The organism is Microbacterium arabinogalactanolyticum, from assembly GCF_030268005.1.
Taxonomy (GTDB): domain Bacteria; phylum Actinomycetota; class Actinomycetes; order Actinomycetales; family Microbacteriaceae; genus Microbacterium; species Microbacterium arabinogalactanolyticum.
In genome coordinates this window covers 43,076-63,811 of record NZ_BRZC01000002.1, presented here as the reverse complement: position 1 = coordinate 63,811, position 20,736 = coordinate 43,076, and the positions used below count along the sequence as shown (strand labels likewise).

The following is a 20,736-nucleotide window of genomic DNA, read 5'->3' as shown; positions in this document are numbered from 1 at the left end:
ACCGACTCGGCGATGTCGGATGTGCGATCTACGCTTCGAGATGGACTTGAATTGTTCGAATCTTTCTTCGAGGATGGATGCATGGGGATCAGTACGATGACGGCGCTCTCCCCCGCCGACGAACGCGCGGGAGATGTGCTGCGGCTGCGCCGCGAGATCGCGCGGATGCAGCGCCGGCGCAGCGATGACGCGGTGCTCCCACTGCATCCCGCGCTGCAGGGGCTGCTCCCCGAGCGGGGGCTGCAGACCGGCACGGTCTACTCGGTGTCGCCCTCGCCGAGCCTGATCTTCGCACTGATGAGCACGGTCTCGCAGCGCGGCAGCTGGTGCGCCGCGGTGGGCATGCCCACGCTGGGCCTCGAGGCCGCCGCATCCTTCGGCGTCGAGCTGTCCCGGCTGATCCTGGTCCCCGAGCCCGGGGAGAGATGGCTGGCGGTCGTCTCGGCCCTGGCCGAGGTCGTGCCGCTGATCGCGGTCAATCCCGGATCGCGGGTCGGGGATGCGGATGCCGCCCGGCTGGCCGCCCGGCTGCGCGACCGCGGATGCACGGTGCTGGCCGCCTCGTCCTGGCCGCAGAGCGAGGGCATGATCAGCCTGCACGACCCGCACTGGGAGGGGCTCGGCGAGGGATGGGGTCTGCTGTCGGAGCGCACCGTGACCCTCACCGCGCAGACCCGCACGACGCCGCGGCCGCAGAGCCTGCGCGTGCAGCTGCCCGGAGCGCTCGGCAGCGTCGAGGCCGTGCACGTCCCGGATGCCGCGCCCCGGCACGACGGCGCGCCCGACCGCCGGCTCTGGGCGGTGGCGTGATGCACAGTGCCGTGACGGACAGCGGTGCGACGGACGCTCCCGCCGTCGCGCGCATGCATGTGCTGTGGTTCCCGGACTGGCCGCTGCGGGCCGCTCTGGGCGCCGCTCCCCCGCATCCGCCCACCGCGCTCGTGCACGGCGGGGTCGTCACGGCGTGCACGGCATCGGCACGGGCGCACGGGGTGCGCGTCGGCCAGCGCAGGCGGCTCGCGCAGAGCCGGATGCCGGAGCTGCGGATGCTGCCGCACGACACCGCTCAGGACGAGCGCGCTTTCCTTCCGGTGCTGCGTCTGATCGAGTCGCATGCCCCCGGTGCGCACCTGCTGCGGCCGGGCCTCGCCGCGCTGCGCTCACGCGGGATCTCGCGGTACCACGGCGGTGAGGGCGAGGCCGCGGCCGCGCTGCTCGGGATCCTCGCCGAGGCGGGGTACGCCGAGACCCGCATCGGGGTCGCGGACGGGATGTTCACCGCCGAGCTGGCGGCCCGCGGTGCGGGTGAGGCGGGATGGGCGCTGATCCCCTCCGGGCAGGCGCGGGAGTTCCTCGCCCCGCTTCCGCTGCAGGTGCTGAACGAGCCGCAGCTGGCGGATCTGCTGGGGCGGCTGGGCATCAGCACGCTGGGCGGGTTCGCCGCCCTCGAGCCCCTGGCGGTGCGGGAGCGCTTCGGCGAGCACGGCGCCCGGCTGCATGCCCTGGCCCGGGGCGCCGACTCCCGGCCGCCGACCCCGCGTCGACCCGACCCGCAGCTGGCGAGGGAGATCGAGTTCGAGGCGCCGCTGGGGCAGTCCGACCAGATCGCCTTCGCCGTGCGGCAGACCGCGGATGCCGTGATGCTCGCCCTCGCCGACGCCTCCGTGGTGTGCACCGAGGTGCGCATCGACCTCGCCGACGATGACGGAGCGGTGTTCTCGCGCACCTGGCTGCACCCCACCTGCTTCGACGCCTCGGACCTCGTGGACCGGGTGCGCTGGCAGCTCGAATCCCTCGCCGCGACCTCCCCGGATGCCGGAGCGGACGCCGACGCCGCGCACGCCTTCCGCGGGATCGTCGGCGTGCGGATCGCCCCGGTCGCGGTGGACGACGCCGCACATCACCAGCCGGGTCTGTTCGGATCCGGCACGGACGAGCGCCTGCACCACGCCGTCTCGCGCGTGCAGACGCTGCTCGGGCACACCGGGGTCGCCACCGCGAGCGTCTCCGGCGGGCGCCTGCTGGCGGATCGCCAGGTGCTGACACCGTGGGGCGAGCGGGCCGTCGTGGAGCGCGATCCCGCGCAGCCCTGGCCGGGGAGCCTGCCGGACCCACTGCCGGCCGAGGTGTTCACGCCCCTGCGCCCGGTGCGGGTCACGGGTGCCGAGGGCGCGCCGATCACCATCGGCGAGCGCGGCGAGCTGTCCTGCCCGCCTGCTCTCATCGACGACAGCGAGGTGATCGGCTGGGCGGGACCCTGGCCGGTGCACGAGCACCGCTGGGATGCCGGGCGGCGCCGCTCCGGGCATCGCTTCCAGCTGCTGGACCGGCAGCACCGGGCCTGGCTGGTGCTGCACTCCGAGGGCGCCTGGTGGGCCGAGGGGAGGTACCGCTGATGGGCTTCAGCAATCCGCCGCTGGACTGGAAGTCGCTGGAGCGCACGCTGAGCGCCCCGACGGAACCGATATCCGCCGAGCCGATCGCTCCCCGCGCGGATCCCGGCCCGCTGAGCCGGCACCGGCCGCCGGCATCCGCTCCTCTCATCACCCGCCCCGAGAACGCCGTGCCGTATGCCGAGCTGCACGCGCACTCGTCGTACTCCTTCCTCGACGGGGCGTCCTCCCCCGACGATCTGCTGGCCGAGGCCGAAGCGCTGGGGCTCACGGCGCTCGCGATCACGGATCACGACGGCTTCTACGGCGCGGCGCGGTTCGCCGAGGCCGCCGAGTTCACCGGCGTTCAGACCGTGTTCGGTGCGGAGCTGTCGCTGGGCGAGGAGGGGACGCGCGCGAAAGGCCGCACCGGCATGCCCGACCCGCTCGGCGACCACCTGCTCGTGCTGGCGAACGGGGTGGAGGGATATCACCGTCTGGCGGGCGCCATCACCCGCGCGCAGCTGCGCGGCGGCGAGAAGGGCCGCCCGCGCTACGACCTGGACGATCTGGTGGCGAGCGGGCGAGGGCACTGGACGATCCTGACCGGATGTCGCAAGGGCGGCGTGCGCCGAGGACTCGATCGCGGCGACGCCGGGACGCCGCTGCGGCGACTGGTGGATCTGTTCGGGCAGGACCATGTGGCCGTCGAGCTCATCGACCACGGCGATCCGGTGGACAGCCGGCGCAACGACGTTCTCCGGGGGCTGGCGTCCGACCTCCGCCTGCCTGTCGTCGCCACCGGCAACGTGCACTACGCCACCCCGCAGAAGGCGGGGCTCGCGGAGGCGATCGCCGCCGTGCGCGCCACACGCAGCATGGACGACCTCGACGGCTGGCTGCCCGCGCATGGAGCCGCGCATCTGCGCAGCGGCGCCGAGATGACAGAGCGGTTCCGCCGCTACCCCGGTGCGATCTCGAACGGCCTGCGCATCGCCGCGGACTGCGCCTTCCCGCTGCGAAGGGCGAAGCCCGCGCTTCCCGTGCAGGAGGTGCCGCCCGGTGAGACTCCGATGAGTCATCTGCGGATGCTGGTGTGGCAGGCGGTGCCCACGAAGTACCCCCGGCTCGATGAGGACGGCAGGCGGCGCATCGCGCGCGAGCTGGACGTCATCGAGGAGAAGGACTTCCCCGGCTATTTCCTGATCGTGCACGGGATCGTCGAAGAGGCCCGACGCCGCGGCATCCTCTGCCAGGGTCGCGGCTCGGCCGCGGCGAGTGCGGTCTGCTACCTGCTGGGTATCACCGCCGTCGATCCGATCCTGTACGGCCTGCCGTTCGAGCGCTTCCTCGCCACCACGCGCAGCGAGGAGCCCGACATCGACGTGGACTTCGACTCCAGCAGGCGCGAGGAGATCATCCAGTGGGTGTACGCGCAGTACGGACGGGAGCGGGCCGCGCAGGTGGCGAACGTCATCCAGTACCGGCCCAAGAACGCCGTGCGGGACATGGCGCGGGCGCTGGGGCACTCCCCCGGCCAGCAGGACGCCTGGTCCAAGCAGGTCGACGGGTGGAGCGCCGGGATCGAGACATCCGACGACAACGACATCCCCGCCGACGTGCTCTCCTACGCGAGCGAACTGCTGAAGGCGCCACGGCATCTGGGCATCCACTCCGGCGGAATGGTGCTGACCGCGCAGCCGGTGGGCGAGGTGGTGCCGGTGGAGCACGCCCGCATGGAGGATCGCACCGTGATCCAGTGGGACAAGGACGACGCCGCGTGGATGGGGCTGGTGAAGTTCGACCTGCTGGGGCTCGGCATGCTGTCGGCGCTGCGGCACTGCTTCGACCTGATCGCCGAGACCACCGGCGAGGTGTGGACCCTGGACGGCATCCCCAAGGAGGAGCAGGCCGTGTACGACATGCTCTGCAGGGCCGACTCGATCGGGGTGTTCCAGGTGGAGTCGCGCGCGCAGATGGGCCTGCTGCCGCGTCTGCAGCCCCGGGAGTTCTACGAGCTGGCCATCCAGATCGCGCTGATCCGCCCCGGCCCCATCCAGGGCGGGGCGGTGCATCCGTTCGTGCGCCGCAAGCTGGGTCAGGACGACGTGACCTACGCGCATCCGGCGCTGAAGCCGGTGCTGGAGCGCACTCTGGGCATTCCTGTCTTCCAGGAGCAGCTGATCCAGATGGCGACCGTGCTGGGCAACTGCACGGCCGACGAGGCCGATCTGCTGCGCCGGGCGATGGGATCCAAGCGCGGCCTGGAGAAGATCGAGAAGATCCGGGAGTCGCTGTACGAGGGGATGCGGGAGAAGGGCCTGAGCGAGGAGACCGCCGACCGCATCTACGCGCAGATCCAGGCGTTCTCGAACTTCGGCTTCGCCGAGTCGCACTCGTTGTCCTTCGCGCTGCTGGTGTACGCCAGCTCCTGGCTGAAGCTGCACTACCCGGCGGCGTTCCTGGCGGGCCTGCTGCGCTCGCAGCCGATGGGGTTCTACTCGGCGTCCTCGCTCACCGCCGACGCCCGTCATCACGGTGTGCGAGTGCTGCGACCCGATCTGCATGCCTCGGGTGCGCTGGACGGTCTGGAAGCACTCGATCCGTCGGAAGAGCGGATGCCCACCGGCCTGGACTCTTGCCTCATCGTCCCGCAGCCGCCGTTCGGCGCCTTCGACCGCTCCGCCCCCGACGAGTCCGCCGCGCACCGCCGGGACGGCCGCTTCGCGGTGCGTCTGGGACTGTCCGGCGTCCGCGGCATCGGCGAGAGGCTTGCGGAGCGGATCGTGGCCGCACGCGACGAGCACGGGCCGTTCCGCGATCTGCATGATCTGGTTCGGCGCACGGATGCCACGGCTGCGCAGCTCGAGGCGCTCGCCACCGCCGGCGCCTTCGAGTGTCTCGGCCTGAGCAGGCGCGAGGCGATCTGGCTGGCGGGGGCGGCCGCCGAGGATCGCGCGCGATTCCTGCCCGGAACGGCGCTCGCCGTGCAGCCGCCGCTGTTCCCCGACCAGTCGGGGTACGAGCGCCTGGCGGCTGATCTGTGGGCCACCGGGGTCTCCACCGACGACCACCCGATGGCTCACCTGCGGGATGCCCTCGTCGAGCGCGGTGTGCTCACCTCTCAGCAGCTGCGCACGCACGAGTCCGGCCGCCGTATCGAGGTGGCGGGTGTGGTCACGCACCGGCAGCGGCCGGCGACGGCCAGCGGCATCACCTTCCTGAACCTGGAGGACGAGCACGGGCTGGTCAACGTGATCTGCTCGGCCGGTGTCTGGGGGCGCTATCGGCGGGTCGCCCGCGACTCCCCCGCGCTCATCGTCCGCGGCATCCTGGAGCGCTCCCCGGAGGGCGTCGCGAATGTGCTCGCCGACGCCTTCGAGGATCTGCGCACCGGCCTCGCGCACCGCTCCCGGGACTTCCGATGAGCGGCGCGAGCGGGCGCGCCGGCATCGCGACAGGCTGTGTTCAGCTGCGTACCGCGCTCGCACCCCAGCGTCGGCCGTGCCGGGTCACCTCGATCGGATGCCGGAAGGCGCGCGAGATCGTCTCCGTCGTGAGCACCTCGACCACCGGCCCCGCCGCGACCACCTCGCCGGCCGAGATGACGAGTGCATGCGTCGTGGACTCGGGCAGCTCCTCGAGATGGTGCGTGACGAGGATGCTGGTCAGCTCGGGCTCTCGGCGCACCAGGGCATCCACCGTCTCGAGGAACTGCTCGCGCGCCGCGACATCGAGGCCGGTCGTGGGCTCGTCCAGCAGCAGCAGCTCGGGGTCCACGACGAGAGCGCGCGCGATCAGCGCACGCCCGCGTTCGCCCTGCGACATCGTGGACCAGTTCGCCTCGTGACGGTCACTCAGACCGACGGCGTCGAGGGCGGAGTGCGCTCGTGCCACCTCCTCGGACCGCGGTGTCCACCTCATCGGCAGCTCGACGGTCCCGGTCACTCCGGTGAGCACCACCTGCGTCGCCGAGAGCGGCGACTGGAGCGGATGCCTCGGATCGACGTGTCCGATGCGTCGGCGCAGCGCCTGCAGATCGACGCGACCGATCCGCTCCCCCAGCACGTCCACCGTCCCCGCGCTGGGATGCGTCTGCGCACCGCAGAAGCCGAGCACGGTGCTCTTCCCCGCCCCGTTCGGACCGAGCAGAGCCCAGCGCTGTCCGGTCCGCACCGTGAACGAGACCTCGCGCAGGATGGCCCGTCCGCTCCGGCGCAAGTGGACGCCCCGCAGCTCCAGGACCGCACCCGCGTCGCCGCGGCTCACGCGATCGCCTCGGCGAGGCCGGTGAGGTGCGCCCGGCTGAGCGCGGATGCCTCGGATGACCTCCGGCCCACCACCGCGTCGACGAGATCCCGGTGAGCCTCATGGTCGATGTCATCGCCGAACGACCGGCGCATCCTGAGCATGTCGATCATCGCCTGACGCAGTCGCGGTGTGAGGCTGTCGTACAGGTCGAGCAGGACGGGGTTGTGCGCGGCGACGACGATGCACCTGTGCAGTGCCAGGTCGGCATCGACGTGACCCTCGATCGATGCGGTGCGGCGCGAGCCACGAGCAGCGGCACGAGATGCATCGCGCCCCGCCAGCGCCTGCCGCAGGGCGCGGAGGTCCGCCTGCGTGCGTCGCCGGGCGGCGAGATCCGCCGCCTCGCTCTCGATCGCGGTGCGCGTCTCGATCACGGCGAGGATGTCGGCCCGACGCAGTACGTCGTCCCAGTCGCTGCGCACGTCGAGGGCGGTGACGAACACGCCTGCGCCCTGCCGGGTCTGCAGCACGCCCTTCGCGGCGAGCTGGCGGATCGCCTCGCGCACCGTGGAGCGGCCCACTCCGAGCTGGGGCGCGAGCGTCGTCTCGCCGGGCAACCGCTCCCCGAGCGCCCATTCCCCGCTCCGGATCCGTTCGAGCAGCAGCTGCGCCGCCCGGTCGGCCAGTGTCTCGCGCATCACCTGTGCCATCTCAACCCATCTGCTTGTCTGAGGAGTTGTGTTACAGTCTAGCCATGCTTCACCAGGGTCTTCTCCTTCGTCGCCACGACGGGGCCTAGTTCGATCGGCTCCCCGTCGTGGAGCCTCGACGTGCCCAGGCCGGTCGCACTCACCAGACCGGAAGAAGAGACCATGTCCGCATCCATCACTCCCCCCTTCCCCGCCGGAGCCTCCGAGCCGCACGCACCGGCGTGGAACCGGCAACGGCACTCGCCGATGCCCTCGCACCGATACTCCGACGTCTTCTCCCGCGTGGACGTCCCCCTGGGAGACCATCGGCGGTGGCCGGGACGGCGTCTGACCGCGGCGCCGCTGTGGGTTCCCGTCGACCTGCGCGACGGCAATCAGGCCCTCGCCGAACCCATGAGCCCCCAGCGCAAGCGCCGCTTCTTCGAGCTCATGGTCGCGATGGGCTACAAGGAGATCGAGGTGGGCTACCCGTCGGCCTCGCAGACCGACTACGACTTCGTGCGGCTGCTCGCCGAGACCGACCTCGCACCCGACGATGTCACGATCGTGGTCTTCACGCCCGCGCGCCGCGATCTCATCGATCGCACGGCGGCCGCGATCCGCGGGATCCGGAACGACGTGGTCATCCACCTCTACACGGCCACCGCCCCGATCTGGCGCGATGTCGTGCTGGGCCGGAGCCGAAATGAGCTGCGGGAGCTGATCCTGGGCGGCGGCCGGGACGTGCTCGAAGCCGCAGGCGACCTCCCGAACGTCCGCTTCGAGTTCTCTCCCGAGGTGTTCAATCAGACCGAGCCCGACTACGTGCTCGAGATCTGCGACGCGATGACCTCGCTGTGGGACGCGTCACCCGATCGCCCCGTGATCCTCAACCTCCCCGCCACGGTGGAGATCGCCACGCCGAACGTCTACGCCGATCAGATCGAGTACATGGATCGTCATCTCGATCGCCGCGACTCCGTTATCCTGTCGGTGCATCCGCACAACGACCGCGGCACCGGGGTCGCCTGCGCGGAACTGGCGATGCTGGCCGGGGCTCAGCGTGTGGAGGGCTGTCTCTTCGGCAACGGCGAGCGCACCGGGAATGTCGATCTCGTGACGCTCGCCCTCAACCTGCACACCCAGGGCATCGACCCGATGGTCGACTTCTCGGACATCGATGGGATCCGCACCACGGTCGAGGAGTGCAATCGCATCGAGGTGCACCCGCGGCATCCGTACGCCGGCTCACTCGTGCACACGGCCTTCAGCGGCACGCACCAGGACGCGATCCGCAAGGGACTGGCGGAGCACCGCAGCCGCGCGACTGCGGAGGGGCGCAGCGAGAGCGAGATCGCCTGGCGCGTGCCCTACCTGCCGATCGATCCCGCCGACATCGGCCGGGGGTACGAGGCCGTGATCCGCGTCAACTCGCAATCGGGCAAGGGCGGCATCGCGCATCTCCTGGAGGCCGCCCATGGCATCGAGCTCACGCGGGAAGAGCAGGTCGAGCTGGCGCTGCGCGTGCAGCAGCACGCCGATGCGACGGGCGGAGAGGTCACCGCCGCCGAGGTGCTGGGAATCCTGCGCAGCCACCCGGCGCGGAAGGCGCAGCCGATCGACTGAGACCGTCAGCGCCGCGGAATGGGGACGGACCAGAGAGACTCGGTGATGCGGTATCCCTCGCGCTCGTACAGCCGTCGGGCGCCCGGGTTGCTGCCGAAGACGTTCAGCGCCAGCACGTCGAGACCCGCACGGGCCGTCTCCTCCGCCGCCGCGCGCAGCGTCTGCGTGCCGAGTCCCCGCCCCCGACGGTCCTCGTCGATCGCGAAGTCGTAGATGAACCCCAGGTTCTCGCGCAGATGCAGCCACAGGATCCCCGCGCGCCGGTCGTCATCGTCGCGGACGGTCCAGAACCGGTTCCCGGGCGTCTGCAGTCCCTCGGGCAGGAGGTCGAGCATCTGCTCGGCGGTGGTCCGGCGCGCGGCCTCGATCGTGGGGTCGGCGCCGGACTCGAAGCGCTCCAGCGCGTACTCCTCGTCCGACGCGCCGCGGAAGGCGGCGTAATCCGCATCGTCCATCGGATGCAGCGGGGTCCCGTTCCGTGGTGCCCAGATCGGCGAGCACCACTTCATCCTCGCGAGGGATAGCCCACACGGTCGCACTGCCGTCATCGGTGCACCAGATCTCGCCGGCCGCCGACGCGGGCACGGGGACGTCCTGCCGTTCGGCTGCGGCCTTCGCGCTGTACGCACGCCCGACGGCCGCCGCGAGCAGCTCGCCTCGCTGCCGGGGCTCGGTGATCTCGCCCCAACTCACCAGAAGCGGTCCTTCGGCTCGGTGGGCTTCTTGTCGGCGCCACCCCAGCGATTCGCCTCGGCTTTCGCGGCGCCCGCTGCGGCATCGGCTTCGCGCAGCGCCTCCTCGGCGTCGACCGCGGCGGGCCGCTCGGGCTCCTCCGCTCGATTCTTCTCCATGACCACACTCTAGGCATCAGGGGCGCCCGGTGGGCGCGACGGGGCGTCAGTCCTTCGCGTGCGGCTGAGTCCACGCCTCGTCGCCGGGGGCGATCTCGCGCGCCATGTCCCTCAGGAAGCGGATCACCACCTCGCGCTCGGCGGAGGTGAGGCGGGCCGCCGCGTAGAAGCGCTTCGCCTGCTGCCTGCCCACGGTCTCCATGGCGGCCTGATGCGTCTGCGGGGTGATCGAGATCGCCAGCGCCCGTCTGTCGCTGGGGTGAGGCGCGCGGACGATGTGCCCGCCGCGCTCCAGCCTGTCGAGGAGCTTGGTCGTCGAGGCCGATGATATTCGCAGATGATGGGCGATGCCGCCGGGGGTTGCGAGGATCCCGCGATGGGCGCACACGATCAGGTAGTGCAGGGCTCGCATGTCGGTGTCGTTGAGCCGCATGTAGCGACGCGAGGCCTCGGAGAGCTGCTCCTCCGCCTCACGGAGCTCCCCCAGCGACGACATCAGCTCGGTGATCTGCCGCACATCGGCCTGCGGCATGCCCCCACGATCGACCAGCATCTGCTCGGGATCGCTGTAGTCGACGTCGTAGACGTCGGCGTCGGCCAGGCCGTCAGGCGTCTGCGCCGACCGCCCGCCGACCGGGATGCCCGCTGCAGCCGTTTCCTCTCGCATGCACTGCATTCTAGCCTCCCCTCTATTCACGCCGAGTTGTTTTCTAGCTTGGCTAGCAATATCCTCTTCCATGAATCCGGCGAAGAAGGGCCCATCATGTCGCACAGCACCGAGAAGACGCACCGCACCTGGCCGCGAGTACTGATCTCGTCGGCGCTCGTCCTGCTGTGGCTGGTGGGAGCCGGCCTCGGCGGACCGCTCTTCGGGAAGATCGACGAGGTCTCCTCCAATGATGCGACCGCATACCTGCCGGATTCGGCAGCGGCCACCGAGGTGCAGAAGTCGCTGGGCGACTTCCTCGGCTCCGACTCGATCCCGGCCGTGGTGGTCTTCTCCTCCGACGCGAAGATCGACGACGCCCTCAAGGACGAACTCGCCGTCAGACTCGAGGATGCGACCGCCGCCGAAGGCGTGAAGGAGGGCTCCTCCCCCGTCCTCGTCTCGGACGACGGGCTGGCCGCCCAGGCGTTCGTGCCGATCGACGCGGATGCCGAGGTCGGCGAGGTCACCGCCGCACTGTCGGCCGATCTGCGCAGGAGCGTGCCGGACGGCGTGACCGTGCACATCACGGGACCGGCCGGCTTCACCGCGGATCTGCTCGCCGGGTTCTCCGGCATCGACGGCATCCTGCTCCTGGTCGCGCTGCTGGCGGTGCTCGTGATCCTGGTGATCGTGTACCGCTCCCTCCTGCTCCCCCTGATCGTGCTGTGCACCAGCATGTTCGCCCTGTGCGTGGCACTGCTGGTGGTGTGGTGGGCGGCCAAGCTCGGGATCCTGCTGCTGAGCGGACAGACCCAGGGCATCCTGTTCATCCTGGTCATCGGCGCCGCGACGGACTACTCGCTGCTGCTGGTCGCGAGGTTCCGCGAGGAGCTGCACAGCACGGAGAACCGCTGGACCGCGGTGCGCGCGGCGTGGAAGGGCGCCTTCGAGCCGATCCTGGCCTCCGGGGGCACGGTGATCGCGGGTCTGCTGTGCCTGCTGCTGAGCGATCTGAAGTCCAACAGCACGCTGGGCCCGGTGGCGGCGATCGGCATCGTGTTCGCGATGCTCGCCGCGCTCACCCTGCTTCCTGCACTGCTGGGCCTCGCCGGTCGGGCGGCGTTCTGGCCGCGCCGGCCCGCCTTCGAGCCGGGTCTCGCGGTGCAGGCCGACCCGCTGCAGGGCCGGGGCCCGTGGCCGCGGCTGGCGCGCGGCATCCGCCGTCACCCGCGCGCGATCTGGATCCCGACCGCACTCGTGCTCGCGGTCGCCGCCGCGGGTGCGGTGCAGCTCGACGCGAGCGGCGTGCCGCAGTCCGACCTCGTGCTCGGCGCATCCGAGGCGCGCGACGGACAGGCTGTTCTCGGCGAGCACTTCCCCGGCGGTTCGGGCAGCCCGGTCTACGTGCTCGCGGAGGAGTCGCGACTGCAGGAGGTCGCCGACGTGCTGCTCGCGGACGAGGGCGTCGACGGCGTCTCCGTGACGGCGTCGGACTCGCCGTCCGGAAGCGCCCCCATCACCGAGGAGGGCATCACCGCCTTCGGCCCTCCCGGTACGCCCGCCCCCGACCCCACGGTCGTCGACGGCCGGGTGCTGGTGCAGGGGACGCTGACGGATGCCGCGGATTCCTCCGCCGCGGAGCGCACCGTGGAGCGGCTTCGGGCGGATCTGAAGGGCACGGATGCCCTGGTGGGTGGGGTCACCGCCACCGCCGTCGACACGAACGCCGCGTCGATCCACGATCGCAATCTGATCATCCCGGTGATCCTCGGCGTGATCCTGCTCATCCTCATGCTGCTGCTGCGGGCGGTCGTCGCCCCCGTCCTGCTCATCCTCACCACGGTGCTGTCGTTCGGGTCGGCGATGGGCGTCGCGGCGCTGGTGTTCAACGGCGTGTTCCGCTTTCCCGGGGCCGACCCGGCAGTCCCGCTGTTCGGCTTCGTCTTCCTGGTCGCACTGGGCATCGACTACAACATCTTCCTGATGACACGGGTGCGCGAGGAGTCCCGCCGTCACGGCACGCGCGAGGGCATCCTGCGCGGCCTCTCGGTGACCGGCGGCGTGATCACCTCGGCAGGCCTGGTGCTGGCGGCGACCTTCGCGGCGCTGTCTGTGATCCCGATCCTGTTCCTGGTGCAGATCGCGTTCATCGTCGCGTTCGGGGTGCTGCTGGACACGTTCGTGGTGCGCTCGCTGCTGGTTCCCGCGCTCTCCTACGACCTCGGCCGCGTCATCTGGTGGCCCTCCCGTCTGGCCCGGCGCGATGCCGCGCAGCCCGAGGCATCGCAGGATGCCACGTCCCGGGACGAGGTCTCGGCATGAGGCTCTGGTCGGTGGCCCCATCCCAGCTCGACAGGGCCGCGCTGGTGGCCTGCTGGCGGGAGGCGCTGCTGGCCCAGGCGGTGCTCGCCGGCCGCACTCGCGGCTATCAGCGGCATCCGCAGCTCGAGCGGTTCCGCGCCTTGCCCGACCCGGTCGCGGCGGTCGGTGCCTACCTCGGCGGGGTGGCCGACGAGGCGGATGCCCGCGGATATCGCTTCGATCGATCCCGGATCATCTCCCCGTCGAACCCGGGCGCGATCCTCGACGTGACCGAGGGACAGCTCGCGCTGGAGTGGGAGCACCTCGGCGCGAAGCTCCGGGTGCGCAGCCCGGCGGATGCCGAGCGGTGGGCCCACGAGGAGCCTCGACCGCATCCGTTGTTCCGCGTCGTCCCCGGTGACGTCGCATCGTGGGAGCGCGCGCTGCCCGTATCGTCGGACTCATGACCTTCGATGCCGCTGACCGATCCGCCGTCGCGCAGTTCGTCCGGAACTGCGGAGCGGGCGTGATCGCTTCGATCGGGCCGGATGCCGAGCCGCAGGCCGCCTTCGTGGGCCTGACCGCGACGGATGACGGTCTGCTGGTGCTCGACGCCCTCGAGAGCTCCCGCAAGGCGGCGAACGTCGCCGCCAGGCCGGGGGTGGCCGTCGTCGTGACGGAGGGCGACGTGACCGTGCAGCTCGAGGGACGAGCACGCGTGAGCGTCGACGAGGAGCGCCGGCGTGTGGGCGCCGCCTACGATGAGCGCTTCCCCGGGTCGCGTGCACTGGACGACGGCTTCGTGGTGATCGCGATCGAGGTGCGCTGGGTTCGCGTGTATGACGTTGGCACGAACCCCGCGTGCGTGACCGAGTCGGACTGGGCCTGATCGACCGGCGCCCGGCGGGTCACCCGTCCGATTCGGCCCGCTCGGCCGCGAGCTCCGCGAGCTCCGCGCGCAGCCCTGCATTCTCGTCCTCGAGCTCCAGGAGGCGCCCGATCCCGGCGAGGTTCATCCCCTCGTCGCGCAGTCGTGCGACCCTGCGCAGGCGGTCGATGTCGTTGCCGCTGTAGCGCCGGGTGCCTCCGTCGCTGCGATGCGGATCGAGCAGACCATGCCGTTCGAAGAGGCGCAGCGTCGCCTCGGGCATGTCGACGAGCTGGGCTGCGACGGCGATCCCGTAAAGGGGTGTGGCCCGGTCAGGTTCTGTCATGTCTGAGACTTCTCCATTTGGGTTGCGATTCTCGGCGTCTTGATCTATAACAAATCTACACCTTCGGATGCAGATCCTCTGCATCCCCCGCCAGAGCCCGGTCCCCGGGCAGATCGAAAGGAGTACATCATGGGAATGACATTCGATCCGATCAGCCAGCTCGATCGTTTTGCTGCGAGCGTGCTGGATTCCGTTCGATCCCCTCGGCTGATGCCGGTGGATCTCTTCCGCGACGGCGACAGCTACGTCCTGCATGCGGATCTCCCCGGCGTCGACCCCGGCTCGATCGACGTGGATGTCGACGGAAGCCAGCTCTCCATCCGAGCGCAGCGCACGGCGGACACCGGCGAGGGTTCCCGCTGGCTCACGCGTGAGCGCAGCGCCGGCACGTTCCTGCGCCAGTTCACGCTCGGAGACGGCGTCGACGTGGACCGCATCAGCGCGTCGTACGAGAACGGCGTGCTCACAGTGATCATCCCGGTCAGCGAGCGCGCGAAGCCGCGGAAGATCGCCGTGGAGTCGTCGGATCACCGCGAGGAGATCGCAGCCTGATGGCGAGGGCCGGGCGCACTCGCGCCCGGCCCTCCTTCACCGTGGAAAGGAATGACATGATGTCCGCATCCGTCTCCGGTCTCGACCGCTTCCTTGCCGAGATGGAGTATCCCGCCACGACCGACGATCTCGTCCGCGAGGCCGCTCGTGACGGCCTCTCCGAGGACGTCCTCGCCGCGCTCGTCGCGTTGCCCGCCGAACGCTTCGACTCCAGCTTCGATGTGCGGCGGGCGATGTCGGCCCGGCGCGAGCTCATCGCCGCCTAGCGGGGCGCCGCCGGGAGACTCGCCACGCTGCGCGTCTCCCGGCGGCGGTCAGCCGATGAGCTCGCGGGCGCGCTCCAGGTCGCCGACGAACGCCTGGAACGCCGCGGCGCGATCCTGCTGATCACGCAGCCGCAGCAGGCTCGCGGGGTGCACGGTCACGAGCACGGGCGTGCCCTGCGGATCCGCCCCCTCGATGACCTGGCCGCGGGTCTCCCCGATCCGCACAGGGCGCTGCAGCAGCGCACGGGCCGCCGTCGCGCCGAGCGCCACGGCCACCGCGGGGCGCACCACGCGGAGCTCGGCCTCGAGCCACGGTGCGCATGCCTCGACATGCGCGACTCCGGGCTTCTCGTGGATGCGCCGCTTCCCGCGTCTCTCGAAGCGGAAGTGTTTCACGGCGTTGGTCAGGTAGACGCCCTCACGATCGATACCGGCTGCTTCCAGCGCCTCGGACAATATCCGGCCTGCGGGGCCCACGAACGGCTCGCCCTCGATGTCCTCGCGATCTCCCGGCTGCTCCCCCACCAGCACCATCCGCGCCGACGCACTCCCGTCCGAGAACACCACCTGGGTGGCGTCCCGCCACAGTTCGCAGCCGCGGCACGCCTCGGCCGCTGTGCGCAGCTTCGGTATCCCCGCCCCTTCCGGCACCCACTCCTGCGCGCCGGGCCGCTCCACATCCGCCATCTCACCCTCCTCGATCGTCCTCGTGCTCCGGCCTACACCGACGGGACGGCGCGCGCCACGGGGGTTGCGTCACCGGCCGAACGCGGCCGTGGCTCGCCCCGTCCACGGCGGACGGTCAGCGCGCCCCGCTAGGCTTCGGATATGGGGAGAAGACCGCCCGCGCACAGCCCCTGGCTGCGTCGGATGCAGCAGAAGCTGCTCGTCTCCCCCGAAGCATTGGCCGCCGACCCCCGCATCTCATCGCGGGCGCTGCGACCCGACGCGATCTGCGCAGTCGCCGGCGTGCCGCGCCTCGCCGAGCTCGGTCCGCGGAACACCCGCTTCGTCGAGCCCACCCAACTGCGCGACCCCGTCCAGCGCGTCGTCGTGTTGCGCGAGGCGCTCGAGCACGGCATCCGATTGCTGTTCGTCGAGGTCGCGTCGCCCCTCGATGGGGTCCTGCTCGCGGATGATCTTCCGGGGCTCGTCCATCCCGTCGATGACGCTCCGCAGGAGGAAGACGCGTTGCATGCCGTGAACGTGGTGCAGCTGCTGCGGTTCTGCCTGGCATCTGCTCCCGTCGAGACGGCCGAGGCCCTCGCGGGGATGCCGACCAGGCACGTGCCGCGCGCGGCCATGCGCCTGCTGCCGCCGGACGCGCCCATCCGGCGCATGCATCCGCTCCGCCGTCTCATGGGCGATCCGAGCGTGCCGGTCTATCTGGCCGTCGGGATCTACTCCGCGTTGCGGGCGCTGCCGGTGGCGTTCATCCCGCAGTTCCATGGCAGCCTGCTCGTGCTCTGGATGATCGACATCCTCACGGCCGTGCCGTACACCTGGGGCGTGCTGGCGATGCTGTTCGCCCCGCGCCGATGGATCCGGATGCTGGCGACGCTCACCACCATCACGACCTTCGCAGCGCCGTACGTCTACTTCTGGATGCACGGACGCGACTACCCGCCGTTCGTGGTGGCGGTCATCGCCGCGCTCACGATCGCGAGCATCTCGATCGAGGTGGTCAAGTACCTGCAGGAGCGGGCGCTGCGCCGGCGCTACCGCAGCGCGCGCGTCGCCGTGACGGTGCGGATGATCCCCGTCAGGATCACCCAGGCGCCCGAGACCAGCCAGACGACGGCGATCCAGGGTTCGGCGGTCGGGTAGGCGATCACCAGGGCGGCGGACGCCAGGATCCAGACCGCGGTCGCGATGATGTTCAGCGTCCGGAACCGCGCGACCCGCAGCGGATGCACGAACGCGATGGGCGCCCAGGTCAGCAGCGCCAGCACGACCACGATGATCGCGTTGACCACGATTCCGGCGTCCAGCAGCCAGATCGCCAGCGCGACCACGTTCCACGCCGCGGGGAAGCCGAGGAAGTAGTAGTCCCCGGTCTTCATCTTCGTGTTCGCGTAGCAGAACATCGACGACACGGTGATGAGGAGCAGCAGCACGACGGCGAGCGCGCCCTCGCCGAGCAGTCCGGTGCGGAACAGGAACAGCGCGGGGATCAGCGTCCAGGTCAGGTAGTCGATGATCGAGTCGAGGATCACCCCGTCGAAGTGCGGCGCGTAGGTGCGCACCTCGGCCTTGCGTGCCAGCGTGCCGTCCACGCCGTCGACGACCAGGGCGATGCCCAGGTACAGCCACATGAGCTTGGGATCGTCGTCGAACAGGGCCAGCAGGGCGAGGGTCGCCCAGAGGACCCCTGTGAGGGTGAAGGCGTGCACCGCCCAGGCGGAGAGCACGCGGGTGCGTCGAGAGGACATGACCTGATTTCACGAATGTCGGATGCGGTCGATCGGCGTCGATCGGCCGGCGCATCGGGAGCGCCGGTTCCACGGTAGCCGGGCGCGCGGCGGGCTCCGTGACCTCCACCGGCATGCCCGGACTTACGATGGCGGGATGGATCGCATCCGTACGCTCGGCATCATCGGCGCGGGGCGGCTGGGTTCGGTGCTGGCGGCGCTCGCGGTTTCCGCGGGGTATCGCGTATTGGTCGCGCGTTCCGGCGATCCGGCACCGATCACGCGGGCGATGACCGCTCTGGGTGCGCAGGCGGTGACGGTCGAGCAGATGGCGACCGAAGCGGATGCCGTGGTGCTGGCGCTCCCGCTCGGCGCATACCGCACGCTGCCTGCAGACCTGCTGCGCGGGATGCTCGTGATCGACGCCATGAACTACTGGTGGGGCGCCGACGGCATCCGCCCCGATCTGACGGACCCGCGCACCTCGACCAGTGAGCTGGTGCAGGCGCACCTGCCGGGCGCCCGCGTGGTGAAGGCGCTCGGGCACATGGGCTATCAGGACCTCGAGGACGACGCGAGGCCGGCGGGTTCTGCGGACCGCAAGGCGATCGCGATCTGCGGCGACTCGCCGGACGATCTCGCGCTCGTCTCCCAGCTCGTCGATGCCGTGGGGTTCGATCCCGTGATCGCCGGTCCGCTGGCATCCGGGATCATGCTGGAGCCGGGCGCGGAGGCGTTCGGCGCCGACGTCGATGCGGCGGAGCTGCGCGCCATGCTGGACCGGTTCACGGCATCGCAGCGCGGGATCGTCGTGGCACGGGCGCGTGGCGGGGAGCTGTGGGGCTGAGCCCCCGCCTCAGTCGACGATCTCTCCCGCGGTGACCACCAGGCGCGACCTGGTGGCATCCGCGATGGCGTCCAGGTCCACCCGGGGATCGGTGTCGACGAGCAGCAGGTCGGCGTCGTATCCCGGCACGACCCGGCCGATCCGGTCCGCACGTCGCACGATGTCGGCGCCGGAGATCGTGAGCGATCGCAGGATCGCCTCCGGCGTCTGCACGCGCGCTCTGATCCTGATCTCCTCGAGCTGCAGGCGCTGACCGCTGCCATGCAGATCCGTGCCGAACCCGATCGACACACCGGCGCTGTCGGCGGTCCTCAGCGTCTGCAGGCCGACCTCGAACAGATCCTGCACAGACTGCCGGGCATCCTCCCCGATCGTGCCCCGCGACTCGCCCTGCAGCATGCCCCACAGGGCCACCAGGGTCGGCACGAGATGCACGTCCTCGAGTTCGGTGAGCAGCCGGATGGACTCGTCATCGAGGTAGGTGCCGTGCTCGATGGTGCGCACGCCGAGGCTGAGCGCCCGGTTCACGGCTTCGGCCGTGTAGGCGTGCGCCCCGATGTAGCGCTTCGCCAGCCGGGCCTCGTCGACGGCCGCTCGCAGCTCCTGCTCCGAGAAGCCGAGCGCCTCGATCCGCATCTTGGCGATGACGCCGCCCGAGACGGTGAGCTTGATGTGGTCGGCCCCGTCGCGGAACTGCGCGCGGAGCGCCTTCCGCAGCTCGACCTCCCCGTCGACGATGTGCGTGAGCCCGTGCCCCCCGGTCGGTGAGAAGATCGGACCACCCGCGAGCAGCCGCGGCCCGGTGAACAGGCACTCCTCCACCGCTCGAGCCAGCCCGGTCTCCGCGCCGCCCATGTCGCGCACGGTCGTGAATCCGCGCCGCAGCATGTGCTCCATCTCCCGGGCGCTTCGCGCCACGTGGTAGCTGGAGTCCCAGTCGTGGATCTCGGCATGCGTGCCGGCCTGGGTGACGTGCACGTGAGCGTCGATCAGGCCGGGCATGAGCACCCTGCCCGTCACGTCGACCGCATCCGTGCCCGCGGGCGCCGAGGCCGCGCCCTCACGCACCTCGTCGATGAGCCCGTCCCGCAGCACGACGACGGCGGGGCCGCCGAGCACGTTCGCGTCTGTGTCGAGCACCCGGGCGCCGACCAGCGCGATCGGAGCGGCGGGACGTGGGCTGTCGGAACTGATGGGCATCCTGGTCAGTTCTCCTTCTGGGTCACGATGGGCACGGCTTCGGTGAGGGATTCGAGGGAGCGTCCCTTCGTCGAGACGCCGAAGACCACGACGAGCACCGCGGTGACGGCGAGCACGCTCATGATCATGATGAAGACGCCCGCGAAGCCGAGAGCCTGCTGGGACACGCCGATGATGATCGGAGCGGCGATGCCGCCGATGCGACCGACGGCCGAGGCCATGCCCATGCCGGTGGCCCGCAGGCGGGTCGGGTAGACCTCGGGGGTGTAGGCGTACAGGGCGGCGTAGGTTCCGTTCATGCCGGCCGAGAGCAGCGCGCCTGAGGCGATGACCTGCCAGGGATCGACCGACTGCGACAGCAGCCACGCTCCAGCCGTGCCGATCGCGAGGAACAGGGCGATGTTCGTCTTGCGCCCGATCTTCTCGTTGAGCCAGGCGGCGCCGTAGTAGCCCGGGATCTGGGCGATGGTCATGAGCAGCACGTAGCTGAAGCTCGTCGTCACCGTCAGACCGCGGTCGACCAGGAGAGACGGGATCCAGCTGAAGAATCCGAAGAAGGAGAACGTGAGGGCCATCCAGATCAGCCACAGCAGCAGCGTGCGCCCGAGCAGATCGCGCCCGAGCAGCTCGTGATGCTGGATCAGCTTCGCGGGGCTGTTCGTCCCGTCGCCCTGCGCCTTCCAGGAGAGCGGCGAGGTGACCGGGACGAGCACGCCCCGCTCGATGCCGCCGACGATCTCCTCCGCCTTGTCGTTCTCGCCTCGGGAGAGCAGCCAGCGCGGCGATTCGGGCATGGCGCGGCGCCACCACAGCACCAGCAGCACCGGAATGGCGGTGATGATCTGCCCATAGCGCCAGCCGTCGTCGAACCGCGCGACCACGAAGTAGCCGATCAGCGATGCGAGAACGTAGCCGAAGGCGAGGAAGCCTGCGACGGCGCCGGCGAAGAGGCCCCTGCGCTTGGCGGGGATGAGTTCGGCGACATAGGTGGGGATGACCGCCGATTCCGCGCCGATGCCGATGCCCGCGAGGACGCGCAGCAGGAAGAACATCTGCCAGTTCATCGAGAACGCCGCGACGAACGTGGCGAGGGTGAACAGCAGCAGCGCCCACATCATCACCCGCCGTCGGCCGATCCGGTCGCTGATCGGGCCGGCGGTGAGCGCGCCGATCAGCATTCCGATGAGCAGTGAGCTGCCGATCAGGCCCGACTGCAGTCCGTCGAGCGCCCACTTGTCGCGCAGGATCGGGAGGATGTACGAGACCAGCGAGCCGTCCATGCCGTCGAAGAGCAGGCCGAGGCCGCCGATCATGGCGATCTTCCAGTGCGCCCGGTTGACGGGCAGCCTGTCCATGCGCTCGATGAGTGAGGAAGAGTTCTGTTGGACCACGCTGGCCTCCTTGCCGACACGGGGACGATCTGCGGCTGACGGATCACTCTCGCGAAAGTGTATACGACTTTGCGTGATTGCATACACTTTCTGGAGATGAATTGATCGCATGCGGC

21 protein-coding genes are annotated in these 20,736 nt (G+C 70.5%); 11 read left to right on the top strand and 10 right to left on the bottom strand.

Going from position 1 to position 20,736, the window contains the following annotated elements:
• Nucleotides 1-81: 81 nt before the first annotated feature.
• Genes MIAR_RS00875 through MIAR_RS00865 form a run of 3 tightly spaced genes read left to right on the top strand, consistent with a single transcriptional unit; the run spans nt 82 to nt 5,800 of the window.
• Complete coding sequence (locus tag MIAR_RS00875; protein WP_285630050.1) at nt 82-810, top strand: hypothetical protein; 729 nt, start codon at nt 82-84, stop codon at nt 808-810.
• On the top strand, nt 810-2,396 hold the full coding sequence (locus MIAR_RS00870) for a DNA polymerase Y family protein (protein WP_285630675.1): 1,587 nt from the start codon (nt 810-812) through the stop codon (nt 2,394-2,396). Before MIAR_RS00875 ends, MIAR_RS00870 begins: the two co-directional genes overlap by 1 nt.
• Nucleotides 2,396-5,800, top strand: a complete 3,405-nt coding sequence (locus MIAR_RS00865) for an error-prone DNA polymerase (RefSeq protein WP_285630048.1) — start codon at nt 2,396-2,398, stop codon at nt 5,798-5,800. Before MIAR_RS00870 ends, MIAR_RS00865 begins: the two co-directional genes overlap by 1 nt.
• A gap of 40 nt (nt 5,801-5,840) precedes the next feature.
• Here MIAR_RS00865 and MIAR_RS00860 read toward each other — a convergent pair whose 3' ends face one another.
• A complete protein-coding gene (locus tag MIAR_RS00860; protein WP_285630046.1) occupies nt 5,841-6,641 on the bottom strand; it encodes an ABC transporter ATP-binding protein in 801 nt (266 codons plus the stop codon).
• On the bottom strand, nt 6,638-7,333 hold the full coding sequence (locus MIAR_RS00855) for a FadR/GntR family transcriptional regulator (RefSeq protein WP_285630044.1): 696 nt from the start codon (nt 7,331-7,333) through the stop codon (nt 6,638-6,640). Before MIAR_RS00855 ends, MIAR_RS00860 begins: the two co-directional genes overlap by 4 nt.
• Before the next feature lie 162 nt (nt 7,334-7,495).
• On the opposite strand from MIAR_RS00855, the gene MIAR_RS00850 reads away from it, so the two are divergent.
• Nucleotides 7,496-8,938: a 2-isopropylmalate synthase gene (locus MIAR_RS00850; RefSeq protein ID WP_285630042.1), complete on the top strand. Its 1,443-nt coding sequence runs from the start codon at nt 7,496-7,498 to the stop codon at nt 8,936-8,938.
• Between the two features lie 5 nt (nt 8,939-8,943).
• Here the strand turns inward: MIAR_RS00850 and MIAR_RS00845 are convergent, their stop codons facing one another.
• From MIAR_RS00845 to MIAR_RS00835, 3 genes are all read right to left on the bottom strand, one after another.
• Entirely contained in the window at nt 8,944-9,393 is a 450-nt protein-coding gene (locus MIAR_RS00845) for a GNAT family N-acetyltransferase (RefSeq protein WP_285630040.1), read from the bottom strand.
• Between the two features lie 234 nt (nt 9,394-9,627).
• Entirely contained in the window at nt 9,628-9,789 is a 162-nt protein-coding gene (locus MIAR_RS00840; protein WP_285630038.1) for a hypothetical protein, read from the bottom strand.
• Nucleotides 9,790-9,835: 46 nt separating this feature from the next.
• Nucleotides 9,836-10,465 carry a MarR family winged helix-turn-helix transcriptional regulator gene (locus MIAR_RS00835; protein WP_425561542.1) on the bottom strand — a complete coding sequence of 210 codons (630 nt, stop codon included), beginning with the start codon at nt 10,463-10,465 and terminating at the stop codon, nt 9,836-9,838.
• A gap of 87 nt (nt 10,466-10,552) precedes the next feature.
• Between MIAR_RS00835 and MIAR_RS00830 the strand changes: the two genes are divergently transcribed.
• The 3 genes from MIAR_RS00830 to MIAR_RS00820 are packed head-to-tail and all read left to right on the top strand — an operon-like array spanning nt 10,553 to nt 13,628.
• Nucleotides 10,553-12,760, top strand: coding sequence for an MMPL family transporter (locus MIAR_RS00830; protein WP_285630034.1), 2,208 nt, complete (start codon nt 10,553-10,555; stop codon nt 12,758-12,760).
• Nucleotides 12,757-13,206: a pyrimidine dimer DNA glycosylase/endonuclease V gene (locus MIAR_RS00825; protein WP_285630032.1), complete on the top strand. Its 450-nt coding sequence runs from the start codon at nt 12,757-12,759 to the stop codon at nt 13,204-13,206. Before MIAR_RS00830 ends, MIAR_RS00825 begins: the two co-directional genes overlap by 4 nt.
• On the top strand, nt 13,203-13,628 hold the full coding sequence (locus tag MIAR_RS00820) for a pyridoxamine 5'-phosphate oxidase family protein (protein ID WP_285630030.1): 426 nt from the start codon (nt 13,203-13,205) through the stop codon (nt 13,626-13,628). The genes MIAR_RS00825 and MIAR_RS00820 overlap by 4 nt, the downstream gene beginning before the upstream one ends.
• A gap of 19 nt (nt 13,629-13,647) precedes the next feature.
• Here MIAR_RS00820 and MIAR_RS00815 read toward each other — a convergent pair whose 3' ends face one another.
• A complete protein-coding gene (locus MIAR_RS00815) occupies nt 13,648-13,953 on the bottom strand; it encodes a MerR family transcriptional regulator (protein WP_285630028.1) in 306 nt (101 codons plus the stop codon).
• Nucleotides 13,954-14,082: 129 nt separating this feature from the next.
• On the opposite strand from MIAR_RS00815, the gene MIAR_RS00810 reads away from it, so the two are divergent.
• Together MIAR_RS00810 and MIAR_RS00805 are read left to right on the top strand one after the other, a co-directional pair.
• Nucleotides 14,083-14,505 carry an Hsp20/alpha crystallin family protein gene (locus MIAR_RS00810; RefSeq protein ID WP_285630026.1) on the top strand — a complete coding sequence of 141 codons (423 nt, stop codon included), beginning with the start codon at nt 14,083-14,085 and terminating at the stop codon, nt 14,503-14,505.
• A gap of 56 nt (nt 14,506-14,561) precedes the next feature.
• Entirely contained in the window at nt 14,562-14,771 is a 210-nt protein-coding gene (locus tag MIAR_RS00805; RefSeq protein ID WP_285630024.1) for a DUF2795 domain-containing protein, read from the top strand.
• A gap of 48 nt (nt 14,772-14,819) precedes the next feature.
• On the opposite strand, the gene MIAR_RS00800 is transcribed toward MIAR_RS00805, so the two are convergent.
• The gene (locus MIAR_RS00800; RefSeq protein WP_285630022.1) at nt 14,820-15,458 is read right to left on the bottom strand and encodes a UdgX family uracil-DNA binding protein; all 639 of its coding nucleotides are present in this window, start codon (nt 15,456-15,458) and stop codon (nt 14,820-14,822) included.
• Nucleotides 15,459-15,599: 141 nt separating this feature from the next.
• Here MIAR_RS00800 and MIAR_RS00795 point away from each other — a divergent pair, with 141 nt between their 5' ends.
• A complete protein-coding gene (locus MIAR_RS00795) occupies nt 15,600-16,598 on the top strand; it encodes a hypothetical protein (RefSeq protein ID WP_285630020.1) in 999 nt (332 codons plus the stop codon).
• Here MIAR_RS00795 and MIAR_RS00790 read toward each other — a convergent pair.
• The gene (locus MIAR_RS00790) at nt 16,490-17,203 is read right to left on the bottom strand and encodes a CDP-alcohol phosphatidyltransferase family protein (protein ID WP_285630018.1); all 714 of its coding nucleotides are present in this window, start codon (nt 17,201-17,203) and stop codon (nt 16,490-16,492) included. The genes MIAR_RS00795 and MIAR_RS00790 overlap by 109 nt on opposite strands.
• Before the next feature lie 136 nt (nt 17,204-17,339).
• Between MIAR_RS00790 and MIAR_RS00785 the strand changes: the two genes are divergently transcribed.
• Nucleotides 17,340-18,029 carry an NADPH-dependent F420 reductase gene (locus MIAR_RS00785; protein WP_285630016.1) on the top strand — a complete coding sequence of 230 codons (690 nt, stop codon included), beginning with the start codon at nt 17,340-17,342 and terminating at the stop codon, nt 18,027-18,029.
• Nucleotides 18,030-18,038: 9 nt separating this feature from the next.
• Here MIAR_RS00785 and MIAR_RS00780 read toward each other — a convergent pair whose 3' ends face one another.
• Both MIAR_RS00780 and MIAR_RS00775 read right to left on the bottom strand, forming a co-directional pair.
• Nucleotides 18,039-19,229, bottom strand: coding sequence for an amidohydrolase family protein (locus MIAR_RS00780; protein WP_285630014.1), 1,191 nt, complete (start codon nt 19,227-19,229; stop codon nt 18,039-18,041).
• Between the two features lie 5 nt (nt 19,230-19,234).
• A complete protein-coding gene (locus MIAR_RS00775) occupies nt 19,235-20,620 on the bottom strand; it encodes an MFS transporter (protein ID WP_285630012.1) in 1,386 nt (461 codons plus the stop codon).
• Nucleotides 20,621-20,736 lie beyond the last annotated feature (116 nt).

Coding starts and splice junctions, on each gene's coding strand:
- MIAR_RS00810 (WP_285630026.1), top strand. CDS start 14,083: ATGGGAATGACATTCGATCCGATCAGCCAGCTCGATCGTTTTGCTGCG.
- MIAR_RS00865 (WP_285630048.1), top strand. CDS start 2,396: ATGGGCTTCAGCAATCCGCCGCTGGACTGGAAGTCGCTGGAGCGCACG.
- MIAR_RS00780 (WP_285630014.1), bottom strand. CDS start 19,229: ATGCCCATCAGTTCCGACAGCCCACGTCCCGCCGCTCCGATCGCGCTG.
- MIAR_RS00825 (WP_285630032.1), top strand. CDS start 12,757: ATGAGGCTCTGGTCGGTGGCCCCATCCCAGCTCGACAGGGCCGCGCTG.
- MIAR_RS00790 (WP_285630018.1), bottom strand. CDS start 17,203: ATGTCCTCTCGACGCACCCGCGTGCTCTCCGCCTGGGCGGTGCACGCC.
- MIAR_RS00850 (WP_285630042.1), top strand. CDS start 7,496: ATGTCCGCATCCATCACTCCCCCCTTCCCCGCCGGAGCCTCCGAGCCG.
- MIAR_RS00815 (WP_285630028.1), bottom strand. CDS start 13,953: ATGACAGAACCTGACCGGGCCACACCCCTTTACGGGATCGCCGTCGCA.
- MIAR_RS00785 (WP_285630016.1), top strand. CDS start 17,340: ATGGATCGCATCCGTACGCTCGGCATCATCGGCGCGGGGCGGCTGGGT.
- MIAR_RS00870 (WP_285630675.1), top strand. CDS start 810: ATGCACAGTGCCGTGACGGACAGCGGTGCGACGGACGCTCCCGCCGTC.
- MIAR_RS00820 (WP_285630030.1), top strand. CDS start 13,203: ATGACCTTCGATGCCGCTGACCGATCCGCCGTCGCGCAGTTCGTCCGG.
- MIAR_RS00835 (WP_425561542.1), bottom strand. CDS start 10,465: ATGCAGTGCATGCGAGAGGAAACGGCTGCAGCGGGCATCCCGGTCGGC.
- MIAR_RS00795 (WP_285630020.1), top strand. CDS start 15,600: ATGGGGAGAAGACCGCCCGCGCACAGCCCCTGGCTGCGTCGGATGCAG.
- MIAR_RS00805 (WP_285630024.1), top strand. CDS start 14,562: ATGATGTCCGCATCCGTCTCCGGTCTCGACCGCTTCCTTGCCGAGATG.
- MIAR_RS00800 (WP_285630022.1), bottom strand. CDS start 15,458: ATGGCGGATGTGGAGCGGCCCGGCGCGCAGGAGTGGGTGCCGGAAGGG.
- MIAR_RS00845 (WP_285630040.1), bottom strand. CDS start 9,393: ATGGACGATGCGGATTACGCCGCCTTCCGCGGCGCGTCGGACGAGGAG.
- MIAR_RS00840 (WP_285630038.1), bottom strand. CDS start 9,789: ATGGAGAAGAATCGAGCGGAGGAGCCCGAGCGGCCCGCCGCGGTCGAC.
- MIAR_RS00875 (WP_285630050.1), top strand. CDS start 82: ATGGGGATCAGTACGATGACGGCGCTCTCCCCCGCCGACGAACGCGCG.
- MIAR_RS00855 (WP_285630044.1), bottom strand. CDS start 7,333: ATGGCACAGGTGATGCGCGAGACACTGGCCGACCGGGCGGCGCAGCTG.
- MIAR_RS00830 (WP_285630034.1), top strand. CDS start 10,553: ATGTCGCACAGCACCGAGAAGACGCACCGCACCTGGCCGCGAGTACTG.